At 51.6% G+C, this 11,189-nt stretch carries 12 protein-coding genes; 5 read left to right on the top strand and 7 right to left on the bottom strand.

The features are described 5' to 3' along the window. Window positions 1-6: 6 nt before the first annotated feature. A complete protein-coding gene (locus tag OGV77_RS03690) occupies window positions 7-1,182 on the bottom strand; it encodes a coiled-coil domain-containing protein (protein WP_286502610.1) in 1,176 nt (391 codons plus the stop codon). Window positions 1,183-1,481: 299 nt separating this feature from the next. On the opposite strand from OGV77_RS03690, the gene OGV77_RS03685 reads away from it, so the two are divergent. Together OGV77_RS03685 and pheP are read left to right on the top strand one after the other, a co-directional pair. Continuing rightward, window positions 1,482-2,567, top strand: a complete 1,086-nt coding sequence (locus OGV77_RS03685) for a YncE family protein (protein ID WP_043015513.1) — start codon at window positions 1,482-1,484, stop codon at window positions 2,565-2,567. 146 nt (window positions 2,568-2,713) lie between these two features. After that, window positions 2,714-4,108 (top strand): phenylalanine transporter, encoded by a 1,395-nt coding sequence (gene pheP / locus OGV77_RS03680; protein WP_043015514.1) that lies wholly within the window; start codon window positions 2,714-2,716, stop codon window positions 4,106-4,108. A 54-nt stretch (window positions 4,109-4,162) separates the two neighbouring features. Here pheP and OGV77_RS03675 read toward each other — a convergent pair whose 3' ends face one another. The 4 genes from OGV77_RS03675 to OGV77_RS03660 all read right to left on the bottom strand — a co-directional run bounded on the left by OGV77_RS03675 (window position 4,163) and on the right by OGV77_RS03660 (window position 7,195). Further along, window positions 4,163-5,407: a mechanosensitive ion channel family protein gene (locus OGV77_RS03675; protein WP_087051596.1), complete on the bottom strand. Its 1,245-nt coding sequence runs from the start codon at window positions 5,405-5,407 to the stop codon at window positions 4,163-4,165. Between the two features lie 65 nt (window positions 5,408-5,472). Beyond that, window positions 5,473-6,126 carry an oxygen-insensitive NAD(P)H nitroreductase gene (gene nfsB / locus OGV77_RS03670; protein ID WP_087051595.1) on the bottom strand — a complete coding sequence of 218 codons (654 nt, stop codon included), beginning with the start codon at window positions 6,124-6,126 and terminating at the stop codon, window positions 5,473-5,475. A 119-nt stretch (window positions 6,127-6,245) separates the two neighbouring features. Beyond that, a complete protein-coding gene (locus OGV77_RS03665) occupies window positions 6,246-6,614 on the bottom strand; it encodes an MmcQ/YjbR family DNA-binding protein (RefSeq protein WP_087051594.1) in 369 nt (122 codons plus the stop codon). Further along, the gene (locus tag OGV77_RS03660; protein WP_087051593.1) at window positions 6,614-7,195 is read right to left on the bottom strand and encodes a TetR/AcrR family transcriptional regulator; all 582 of its coding nucleotides are present in this window, start codon (window positions 7,193-7,195) and stop codon (window positions 6,614-6,616) included. The genes OGV77_RS03665 and OGV77_RS03660 overlap by 1 nt, the downstream gene beginning before the upstream one ends. Window positions 7,196-7,385: 190 nt before the next feature. On the opposite strand from OGV77_RS03660, the gene OGV77_RS03655 reads away from it, so the two are divergent. Beyond that, window positions 7,386-8,498 carry an MBL fold metallo-hydrolase gene (locus OGV77_RS03655; protein ID WP_043015517.1) on the top strand — a complete coding sequence of 371 codons (1,113 nt, stop codon included), beginning with the start codon at window positions 7,386-7,388 and terminating at the stop codon, window positions 8,496-8,498. Between the two features lie 17 nt (window positions 8,499-8,515). After that, window positions 8,516-8,857 carry a RamA family antibiotic efflux transcriptional regulator gene (locus OGV77_RS03650; RefSeq protein ID WP_003021996.1) on the top strand — a complete coding sequence of 114 codons (342 nt, stop codon included), beginning with the start codon at window positions 8,516-8,518 and terminating at the stop codon, window positions 8,855-8,857. Window positions 8,858-8,878: 21 nt separating this feature from the next. On the opposite strand, the gene OGV77_RS03645 is transcribed toward OGV77_RS03650, so the two are convergent. Then, a complete protein-coding gene (locus OGV77_RS03645) occupies window positions 8,879-9,127 on the bottom strand; it encodes a DUF1158 family protein (protein ID WP_087051592.1) in 249 nt (82 codons plus the stop codon). A 67-nt stretch (window positions 9,128-9,194) separates the two neighbouring features. After that, window positions 9,195-10,313, bottom strand: a complete 1,119-nt coding sequence (locus OGV77_RS03640; protein WP_087051591.1) for a YbdK family carboxylate-amine ligase — start codon at window positions 10,311-10,313, stop codon at window positions 9,195-9,197. Between the two features lie 144 nt (window positions 10,314-10,457). Here OGV77_RS03640 and OGV77_RS03635 point away from each other — a divergent pair, with 144 nt between their 5' ends. Then, complete coding sequence (locus OGV77_RS03635) at window positions 10,458-11,162, top strand: GNAT family N-acetyltransferase (protein ID WP_087051590.1); 705 nt, start codon at window positions 10,458-10,460, stop codon at window positions 11,160-11,162. The last annotated feature ends 27 nt before the right edge of the window (window positions 11,163-11,189 follow it).

Below are 11,189 nucleotides of genomic sequence, written 5' to 3'. Positions count from 1 at the left end.
TAGCGCTTAGCCCGCCAACAGCTCCTGTTCAACCTGATGCACCTGTTGTTCCAGGGTATTGCGGATTTCCGTAAGCGCCCGTTGTTGATCGGAGAAGTAGGCCTCTTTATCTGTGACGGAGGTGGCAAGCCGCCAGGCGTTCTCAGCTTCCAGTTCGGTAATTTCTTTGAGCAGCGCATTAATTTGTTCTCTGAGCTGCTGTATTTTGCTGCGTAAATGCTGCAGATCGTTCAATCGGTCACTCGCCATCATCGGTTCGAGGCCACTTTGTAATTGAGTCAGTAGCGCCCGAACGGCGGCAAGATCGGCATTTTGGCGCGCCTGGTTAAGCTGAACCATCATCTGATGCGCTTTCTCTTTCAGACAATCTGCCACCACATCCGGATGACAAAGACGGCTGGCCTGACGCCACAGGCGTTTTAACTCATTACGTTCATCAGATGAAAGTCGCTGGTCACGGTTAAAACGATGCTGCGCATCCTGCTGCTGCTCCTGAAATTCATCATATTCATGGCTGGCCTCTTCCTGAGCCTGGCGGGTTGCGCTGTCGTCCTGGCGAGAAAAGTCGTTTTCCAACTCACGAATCTCCGCCAGCAGGGCGGTAATCAGTTCCGTTTGTTGCTGAATACGTTGGCGTGTTTCCACCGATTCGCGCGAATCTGAATTAAGGTTCATCCAGTGCTGCTTGAGCCTGGCAAGTTGATCAACAGCCTGGGAAATATAGTGCTGACAGGACTGATAGTCTTTTTCCCGACGTTTTCGCTCCGCTTCCTGTTTACGCTGGGCGCTGGCGGCGAGCTGTTTACGTAACTCGAGGATCCGGCTCATTAGCGGTCCAAGGCGAAGATGATACAGATCGTTGAAATCATCGAGGATTTGAATGCGCGTGTTGCGCTTATCGATCAGGTCACGCAGCTGTGTTTCGAGCGCTTTGAGTTCCAGTTTACTGGCGGCAATGGCGGGATCCTGCCACGTAGAGACTGCCCGTTGAGATTGCAGCCAGGCTGAGATTTCACGCAGGGCATCACGAAAGCGTCGTTCTTCGATCGCCTGCACAATGGTGCCTAGCACGACGGATAAAGGCTCATTTTTCAGATGTTCTACCTGCTGGAAAATAATTTCCTCATCTTCCAGTTCAATAGCGCTTTTGACGATTTCCAGTCGTTTAATGATCTTATTCATGACAGTCGTTGCCTGGCCTGGCTCAAAAACGAGTGACTAAAACACAGCCGGTTCACCCGTTTGAAAATGTTAGAAAAACAGTAAAGCGCATTCTGTGGCCTGCGATGCCTTTTCGTCCAGAATAATTCACTGTAATTATGAAAAACCGGAAGTCGCGCGCACCTGTTTGCATCTTCAAACCTCTGTTTCATGTTTTTTATTATCGGGTAATTATTCTTGATTCAAAAAAGATAATGCGTATAGTTCTCATTCTCTTTTGTTATTAACTCTCTGTATTACTTCTGGTAAGGATCCCGACAATGAAAAAAACAACATCCGCGCTGGCATTGCTGATTGCTGCGGCGTTAAGCGGTTGTGCGGCGCACTCCACGCCAGCCAGCAACGTCAGCGTTACGGAAAAAACAGCACAACCTGCCGTTACCGATGTACAGCAACGCGCGCTGGCGGATGGGTTATATGAAATGGCGCTTAGCCCGGCAGGGGATGCGTTGTACGTTGCCAGCGCCGAAGGATTTAAAGATGTGCAGGGCGGCGTGGTTTACAAGTTGGATCCGAAAACGCTCAAAACGCTTGGATTGAGTCATACCGATATGAAAAACTTTGGTATGGCTATCTCGCCGGACGGTAAAACGGTGTATGTCACCAACTCACTGGACGGTGGCCTGAGCGCGCTGAATACCGCTGACGGCAAGGTGAAAAATCGCGTACTGTTCCCGGAACGTAACTCAGAAGGTTTCCCGTATGGCGCCCGTCAGGTGCTGTTGCATAACGGTTTGCTCTATATTGGCGCCGTGGCGGATCCGGCGGTGATTTGGGTGGTTGACGCCGAAACCCTGAAGCTGAAAACCCGCATTAAAAACACGGGTAAATGGATGACCGGACTGCATTATTCAGCGGTGACGCAGCGAATTTATGCAGCTAACGGCGGCGGTGAAATTCTCGTCATCAACCCGCGTAATCAGCGTGTTGAGAAACGCTGGCAGCCGCTGGGTGAACAACCTGCGCTGCTGCTGAATATGGCGGAGGACGCACAAACGGGTCGTCTGTTTGTCACCGACAACTCAAAAGCGAAAACCACTCTGGTTCTGGATATTCATACGGGTAACCTGCTGAAAAAACTGGATGTGGGTGATTCGCTGGCGGTGAAATTCAACGCAAAACGCAACGAAATCTATATTACGCAGCGTGATTCAGGGAAATTGCTCAGCCTGAATGCGACTGATTACAGCGTGAAGAAAAGTTGGGATTTACCCCCTAACCCAAACAGCCTGCTGCTCTCGGCGGATGGACAAACGCTGTTTGTGACGGTGAAGCAAAAATTTAATAAAGACCACTCTACGTCTGCGCCAGATAACGTGGTACGTATTGACTTGAATAAACAATAACAACTCGCCTTCTTTTTATTGTTTTTCTCCCGAGCCTCGGTGCGTTGGGCAAGGAAGCCCGGCGCATCCAATCGATTGCGCCTTGCGACAACCAGGTTGAAATGTTAAAAGAAGCCCCTTCAATAAAAACGACACAGGGGAAGGGCGTGAAAAACGCGTCAACTGCATCTGACACCAGCGTGTCTGATGCCGCGTCGACGAACGAGCCGACGCTTCAACGAGGGTTGCAAAACCGCCATATTCAGTTAATTGCGCTGGGCGGTGCAATTGGTACGGGCCTGTTTTTGGGCATTGGTCCGGCTATTCAGATGGCGGGACCTGCGGTGTTACTGGGTTACGGCGTTGCCGGGATCATCGCTTTTTTGATTATGCGTCAACTGGGCGAAATGGTAGTGGAAGAACCCGTTTCCGGATCCTTCGCTCATTTTGCCTATAAATATTGGGGACCGTTCGCGGGTTTTCTGTCCGGCTGGAACTACTGGGTGATGTTTGTGCTGGTCGGTATGGCGGAACTGACCGCGGCCGGGATCTATATGCAGTACTGGTTGCCCGATGTCCCGACCTGGATTTGGGCCGCGGCATTTTTCGTGATCATCAATGCCGTCAACCTGGTCAACGTACGTCTATATGGCGAAACGGAATTCTGGTTCGCGCTGATTAAAGTGCTGGCCATTATCGGCATGATTGGTTTTGGCGTGTGGATGCTGTTTTCCGGTAACGGCGGGGAACATGCAAGCATCGATAACCTGTGGCGTTACAACGGCTTTTTTGCTACCGGCTGGAACGGATTAATTCTGTCGCTGGCGGTGATTATGTTCTCCTTTGGCGGACTGGAGCTTATCGGGATTACTGCCGCAGAAGCGCAGGACCCGCAGAAAAGCATTCCAAAGGCGGTAAACCAGGTGGTGTACCGTATTCTGCTGTTTTACATCGGTTCTCTGGTGGTGCTGTTAGCGCTCTACCCGTGGGTAGAGGTGAAATCCAACAGCAGCCCGTTCGTGATGATTTTCCATAATCTTGACAGCAACGTGGTGGCTTCTGCGCTGAACTTTGTCATTCTTGTGGCTTCGCTGTCGGTGTATAACAGTGGTGTTTACTCTAACAGTCGTATGCTATTTGGTCTCTCGGTTCAGGGGAACGCGCCGAAGTTCTTAACCCGCGTCAGCCGTCGTGGCGTACCGGTGAACTCACTGATCCTCTCCGGCGCTATTACGTCACTGGTGGTCCTGATCAACTATGTTCTGCCGCAAAAGGCCTTTAGCCTGCTGATGGCGCTGGTGGTGGCGACGTTACTGCTGAACTGGATTATGATCTGCCTGGCGCATCTGCGGTTCCGGGCGGCGATGCGACGTAAGGGACGTGACACGCAGTTTAAAGCACTGCTGTACCCGGCAGGGAACTACCTGTGTATTGCTTTCCTTGGCATGATTCTGGTGCTGATGTGTACGATGGATGAAATGCGCCTGTCAGCTATCCTGCTGCCGGTGTGGATCCTGTTCCTGTTTGTTGCCTTCAAACTGTTGCGTCGTAAACCTCGCTAAGCTATGGCCGATCTCATATTAATAATGGGATCGGCCATTTTCTCTCTGTCCGGTTTATCGCTGAAACGCGCCAGACAGTGCGCGAATATCGTTTCCGGTAGGCGACTGATGAATGCGTAAACCAAACTCTTCGACCACGGCAAAGATATGGTCGAAGATATCAGCCTGAATACTTTCATATTCCAGCCAGACTACCGTATTAGTAAAGGCATAAATTTCGATCGGTAAACCGTGATCGTCCGGCGCAAGCTGGCGTACCATTAACGTCATATCTTTGCGAATACGTGGATGATGACGCAAATATTCGTTCAGATAAGCGCGGAAGGTGCCAATATTCGTCATCTGGCGGTGATTCAATACCGATTCAGGCGCATCTAATTGCTGATTCCACTCGTCAATTTCCTGGTGACGTGTTGTTAAATACGGTTTCAGCAGGTGGGCTTTATGCAGACGCTGGCGCTCATCCTCATCAAGAAAATGGATGCTGGTGGCATCGATGCTGATGCTGCGTTTTATTCTCCGCCCACCGGAAGCCGACATTCCACTCCAGTTTTTAAAAGAGTCTGAGACCAGTGACCAGGTTGGGATAGTGGTGATGGTGTTATCCCAGTTGCGCACTTTCACGGTGGTTAAGCCAATATCAATAACCGCGCCATCGGCACCATATTTCGGCATTTCCAGCCAGTCACCCAACTTCAACATATCGTTGGCTGAAAGTTGTATTCCGGCAACCAGTCCGAGGATTGGATCTTTAAACACCAGCATTAACACGGCGGCCATGGCGCCCAGACCGCTTATCAGTATTGTCGGTGACTGACCAATCAGCAGGGAAATCATCAATATTCCGACGAGAATTGCGCTGATGAGTTTGATGCCCTGGAATATGCCTTTTAGCGGTAATTGCGATGCTGCAGGGAGTTTTTGCGACAGATTGAGAATAACGTCCAGCAGGGAAAACAGGGACAGCAGGGCGTACATCATGATCCACAACTGAGCGCAGGTCACTAATATTTCTGCTGCTTCGCTGCCTTTCTGTAGCCAGAGTGCGGCCTGTATATTGACAATGATACCCTGCAGGGTGAATGCCAGCCGGTGAAATAACTTGTTCTGCGTGATGATTTGTAGCCACAGGCGGGAGCTGGCGCTGGCACGCTTTTCAAATGCGCGTAATACCACCCAGTGCAAAATAACGTGAACAATAATGGCGGTGATAAAAATAATGCCAAAAATCATCACCAATGAGGTGGTGTGATTTATTTCAATGCCGAGTTCTTCTACCTGAGATATCAATTCCTGCATAACGTCTCCTTAATAAACAGCGGTCTATGATGACCGCTGTGCGGAGCTTATGCAAATGCGGAGGATTAGACTTCCGTCAGCGTCGTTTCCAGCGGCAGACGAGATTTCGGCAGTGCGGCGTTGAAATCTTCTACGCTGTGATGACCCACCGGAACCACCACTACGCTGGTGAAACCTTTCTCTTTCAGGCCAAATTCTGCATCCATGACCGCTGAATCAAAGCCTTCGATCGGCACAGCATCCAGGCCCATAGCCGCAACGCCCAGCAGGAAGTTACCGACGTTGAGGTACACCTGTTTTGCCATCCAGTGGTTGTCATCCTTCAGCTCTTTGCGATGCATGTCGGCAAAGAAGGTACGGCTTTTATGGTTTGCGGCTTTAGCTTCAGGCGTAGCGAAACGACCATCGCTCTCTTCTTGATCCACCACGCGCTCCAGCCACGCATCGTCCATCGCCGTTTTGGCGCAGAACACCACAACGTGGGAAGCATCCAGCATTTTGCGTTCGTTGAATACAAAACCGCCGGCTGCGGATTTAGCTACACGCGCTTTACCTTCGTCAGTGCTGGCGACAATAAAGTGCCATGGCTGAGAGTTGGTACTGGACGGGCTAAACTGCAGCAGCGTTTTTAATTTTTTGGCCTGCTCAGCGGTCAGTTTTTTATTCGGATCGAATGCCTTAGTGGAGTAACGTTTTAAGGCGACAGAAACAATATCCATAACTACTCCTGGTGATTTTTCATACCCTGCGGGTGCGTTTTGTTTCAGCAGGGTACAGGGTTAGCGGGAAAAAGATAAGACAGGAAAATGCAAAAACACTTATCGGGGTTAACGATAAATCAACCTGGACGTAGACGTTTTTGATCCCGCTTCGCCAGACCGTCTACGACGCGGTGCCATGAATCATTCACCAGCTCTGCCAGTAATGATTCGGTAATGTCGTCGCCAGGGTAGACCGAGATCCAGTGTTTTTTATTCATGTGATAGCCGGGTTTAATGCTGGGGTAGATCTGCTGGTTTAACAGTGACTTCTGCGGGTCTGATTTTAGGTTAACCAGCGGGCGTCCGCGAAGCTCAGTGACCAGCATAAAAATTTTGCCGCCGACTTTGAAGACGTCGTATTCCGGGCCGAATGGCCAGCAGTGTTCGGTAAAAGGCTGTTCGAGCGCCAGGCGCTTCGCACAGGCATGCAGGGTCTGGTCGTCCATTATTTTTCCTCGCGGGTCAGTGCGCGCCACATGGCTTCAAACCCCATCGAAATATAGTCTTTTGCGCGAGCAGCGTCGCGGGCGGCGAACTCCATGGTGGTCTCCGCCAGAGAAAGAAACAACGCGTCGCCAAAGGCGCGATACTCGTCAGACATAAACTCGGGTCGTACGGAGCGATGACAAAGATCGCGTAATTCCGGGAACATATCGTCAGCCTGTTGTTCTGTTTCTTTGCTGATTTTCTCGCTGACGGCCAACTGGCGAATCGTGCGATGCCCGCAGGTGTGGTTCAGACCCCAGCTAATGTAGCTGTTCCAGATGTAGTGAGTCATGGTTTTGGCATCGGTCACTGAGCGATCCAGATTTGCCATCATCGACTGACAAAGATCTTGCTTCAAAAAGAGGTAAAGCTCGTTGATCAAATCATCTTTGGTCGCGAAATAGCGAAACAAGGTTCCCTCCGCAACCCCTGCATTGCGTGCTATCACGGCGGTAGAGGCCGCAATACCTGATTGTGCAAATGCTGTGGTTGCAGCTTCCAGTAATGCCAGTTTTTTGTCTTCACTCTTCGGACGAGCCACTACACTTTACCCTTAAGTCTGTAAAAAACATGATTGAATCACGGCCTTTGCTGCACCGCAACGGCGAATGTCAAAGATTGAAAATCATCTTGACGGCGAACTTTCGATTTCTATAATGAGTGCTTACTCACTCATAATCAAGAGTCAGTCGCGCAAACCAGCGGAAAGGGGGCGCGTTTAAGGTCAGGATATGAAGCGTCTCACAGTTTGTGTGGTTGTTATTATGCTTATTGCCGCAGCTGCAAGTTTACCGTTTGTACTCAATGCCGGGTTTGGTCAGGCACCGCAAGGGGCACAACTGAGTCAGGTTGAACAGTCACCACACTATCGTGATGGACAGTTTCATAACCAGGTGCCGACACCGGGCTATACCGGCAACAAAGGTATGCTGGCGGCCTGGTGGGAGTTTCTGGTCGCTAAGCGTGAAAATGCGCGTCCGGCGCAGCCGTTACCGCTGGTGGCGACCGATCTCGCCGGGCTTGCGCCGCTGCAGGATACGCTGGTCTGGCTCGGCCACTCCTCGTGGTATTTACAGCTGGCGGGTCAGCGTATCCTGATTGATCCGGTGTTTAGCAATTATGCCGCACCGTTTTCATTCCTGAATAAAGCCTTCGCCGGAGATTATCCGTGGAGTGCGCAGACGATGCCGGAGATCGATCTGCTCATCATCTCGCACGATCACTATGACCATCTGGATCTCGCCACTATCAAGGCGCTAATGCCGAAAATTAAGCGGGTGATTACGCCGCTCGGCGTCGGATCGCATCTGCGTTACTGGGGGATGCGCAGCGAGATAATCGAAGAGCGCGACTGGAATCAGTCTGTCAGAGTGACGGATTCGCTGATCGTTCATGTGCTGCCTGCTCGTCATTTCTCGGGACGCGGTATCAAGCGCAACCAAACGCTATGGGCGAGCTTCATGTTCGAAACGCCGGAGCAGAACGTTTATTACAGTGGCGATTCCGGCTATGGACCGCATTTCAAAGCCATTGGCGAGCAGTTTGGCTCGGTTGACCTGGCGATTATGGAGAACGGTCAGTATGACCAGGACTGGAAGTTTATTCACATGATGCCGGAAGAGACGGCACAGGCCGCGGCAGATTTGCATGCGAAAGCCGTGTTGCCAGGGCATGCCGGCCGTTTCGTTCTGGCGAAACATACCTGGGATGATCCTTACAAACGACTGGCGCTTGCCAGCCGTCATCAGGATTACCGCCTGCTGACGCCCATGCTGGGTGAACCGGTAGTACTGTCCGAACCGGACCAACCGTTTACGGCCTGGTGGCAACAGGCGACTCAATGAATACAGGGGAGAGCATGATGACGATTTCTGCTCAGGTAATTGATACGATTGTTGAATGGATTGATGATAATTTGAATCAGCCATTGCGCATTGATGATATTGCGCGCCATGCGGGATATTCCAAATGGCACCTGCAGCGTCTCTTTATGCAGTACAAAGGTGAAAGCCTCGGGCGTTACATCCGTGAGCGTAAGCTGCTGCTGGCGGCGCGCGATCTACGCGATACCGACCAGAAAGTGTACGACATTTGTTTGAAGTACGGATTTGATTCGCAGCAGACCTTTACGCGTATTTTCACCCGAACGTTCAGCCAGCCGCCGGGTGCTTATCGCAAAGAAAATCATAGCCGAACGCATTAACGACGAAGAGTTCTCGCGGGCCTAATCCGCCAGCGAGAACCAGCGCCGCCAGATGAAGCGCAACAGCAAATACTCAAGCATCCCCAGCAGTAAAAACCACAGGCAATACAGCAAAGTATAAAACTGGTTGAGATCCATCAGATGAAAGGTGGTGACGACCTTTTGCGCCAACAGCAGGCCAAGCGAGGGGGCGGGTAGCAGCAGGCAGGACAAAAAAGCCAGCAGCAGGATCCCTGCGACGGTCATCAGTGATTCAAGCGGATGTTTCATAGCATTGTTAAACTTGAGTTAAAAAGCCATTGTCCGGGATCTCTGCGGGCAACGCAAATTCCCACGCTTATAACCCTGCCCAAATCTCACAATGCTTTTTCACCAGACCACTCAACGACCCGCCGTCGGCGACGAAATCACGCATATTTTGTGCTTCATCATGACCATTTTTAACCTGCAGGCCTATAGCTTCAATCGCGCTGGTCGCGCCCACTTTATCTGCAGAGGTAGCGATATTCTCCAGTAGCCGCAATGTGTCATCTGACAAGCGGCAGCCGTCGCCGGTGTTGACGTCGGTGACGATTCCCGCCATACCAAAGCGGCAAGCCTGGAAACGGTTGAATTTATACAGCAGGTAATCACGCTCCTGGTGTTTGAACGGGCGTTTGGTGAGTAACCAGTGGGCGGTAGCCTGAATAAGCCCTGCCATATTGACTGCATGATCAAGGGTCAGCGGCGTATCCATTACCCGAACCTCTACTGTGCCAAAGTGCGGGCTGGGGCGGATATCCCAGTGTAAATCTTTAATGCTGTCAATCATGCTGGTGTAAGCCAGCCGACGGAATAGCCCCTCGAATTCCTGCCAGTTATTCACCCATGGCATCGGGCCATTATCGGGAAATCCGGAGAATATATTTAGTCGCGCGCAGGCAAACCGCGTGTCGGACGTCTGCATATAAGGTGAGGCGGCGGAGAGCGCAATAAAATGGGGAACAAACCGCGACAGCCCGTGCAGGAGATAAATGGCATCATCGCCGTTTGCGCAGCCGATATGCACATGCTGGCCGAACACTGTCGCCTGCTGGATAAGATAGCCAAAATTTTCCAGGTTGCGTCGATAGCGTTCGTCATCGCACACTTCCTGACGTTGCCATTTTTGAAATGGATGCGTACCACCACCACAGATGGCGAGGTGATGCTTTGCAGCAACCCGCGAGATTACCTGCTGCATGGCGGATAATTCAGCACTCGCCTGGTCGATATCGCGACAAACCCCGGTCGCCATCTCCAGCATACTTTCCGTTATATCGTGCTTTACTTCTCCGGCGGTAAGCAGCGGCTTTACGGCGTCAATCAACCGGGAAGAATCCTGGCTCAGGTCGTAGCCCGGAGGATTGACTACCTGCATTTCCAGCTCAATGCCTAACGTGAAAGGGTCAGAAACATGAAAATCGGGTAGTGGCATAGGGTTCTCTTCAGCGTTGATTGAATCCTTAGAGTATAGAAGCGCTGCTGATTTTCTGTTCGTTGTCAAAATCTTCTGGCGACGCTTTGAAGGCGAAATGGCCGGTGTTAAAACTATTTTTTACTTCGCAAAAGGGGTTGAAAGTTGCCGGAACTAAATCTTTATGGACAGACCGTCGGCGATGTTGTGCCGGGCTGGAATGGCGCCGCCGTGCTGCCACGGGAAACGCTTACAGGGCAATATTGTCGACTGGTTCCTCTGGATGCCGACAGCCATGCTGCCGATCTGTTTGATGCCTATGCGCAGGCACCGGACGATCGCGACTGGACCTGGCTTGCCAGCTCTCGCCCCACAAGCGTTGAGGCCGCAGCTTGCTGGGTTCAGGGGAAAGCTGCTGATGCATCTCTGGTTCCCTATGCCGTCATTGAGCAGCGTTCCGGACGTGCCGTTGGACTAGTGTGCTTTATGGCGATTGAACGAGAGCACGGTTCGGTCGAAATAGGTCATGTGACCTGGTCACCGCGCATGAAAAATACGGTACTCGGCACCGAAAGTATCTGGCTGCTGCTGCGCCAGGCGTTTGCGTTGGGCTATCGTCGCGTGGAGTGGAAATGTGATTCCCTGAACACGGCTTCCCGTCGGGCGGCTGAGCGCCTTGGGTTTATCTTCGAAGGACGCTTTCGCCAGAAGATTGTGCGCAAGGGGCGTAATCGCGACAGCGACTGGTTATCGATGATTGACGGCGAATGGCCCCAGTGTGACGCCGTGTTACAGCGCTGGCTGGCTGCCGACAACTTTGATGAAAACGGCCGGCAACGAAAAACGCTGGCTGCCTGTAGCGGAGAATAAATTAATGCCCGCAGCTAACCATGGCTG

Source organism: Citrobacter sp. Ce129, assembly GCF_030334545.1.
Lineage (GTDB): Bacteria > Pseudomonadota > Gammaproteobacteria > Enterobacterales > Enterobacteriaceae > Citrobacter > Citrobacter europaeus.
Note: the sequence above shows the minus strand (reverse complement) of the source record. Positions and strands in the feature narration are given on the sequence as shown.

Excerpts from the sequence above, each read along its gene's own strand:
- nfsB (WP_087051595.1), bottom strand. The coding sequence starts at position 6,126 with ATGGATATTGTTTCTGTCGCCTTAAAACGTTACTCCACTAAGGCATTC.
- OGV77_RS03665 (WP_087051594.1), bottom strand. The coding sequence starts at position 6,614 with ATGGACGACCAGACCCTGCATGCCTGTGCGAAGCGCCTGGCGCTCGAA.
- OGV77_RS03690 (WP_286502610.1), bottom strand. The coding sequence starts at position 1,182 with ATGAATAAGATCATTAAACGACTGGAAATCGTCAAAAGCGCTATTGAA.
- OGV77_RS03675 (WP_087051596.1), bottom strand. The coding sequence starts at position 5,407 with ATGCAGGAATTGATATCTCAGGTAGAAGAACTCGGCATTGAAATAAAT.
- OGV77_RS03685 (WP_043015513.1), top strand. The coding sequence starts at position 1,482 with ATGAAAAAAACAACATCCGCGCTGGCATTGCTGATTGCTGCGGCGTTA.
- OGV77_RS03655 (WP_043015517.1), top strand. The coding sequence starts at position 7,386 with ATGAAGCGTCTCACAGTTTGTGTGGTTGTTATTATGCTTATTGCCGCA.
- OGV77_RS03640 (WP_087051591.1), bottom strand. The coding sequence starts at position 10,313 with ATGCCACTACCCGATTTTCATGTTTCTGACCCTTTCACGTTAGGCATT.
- OGV77_RS03650 (WP_003021996.1), top strand. The coding sequence starts at position 8,516 with ATGACGATTTCTGCTCAGGTAATTGATACGATTGTTGAATGGATTGAT.
- OGV77_RS03645 (WP_087051592.1), bottom strand. The coding sequence starts at position 9,127 with ATGAAACATCCGCTTGAATCACTGATGACCGTCGCAGGGATCCTGCTG.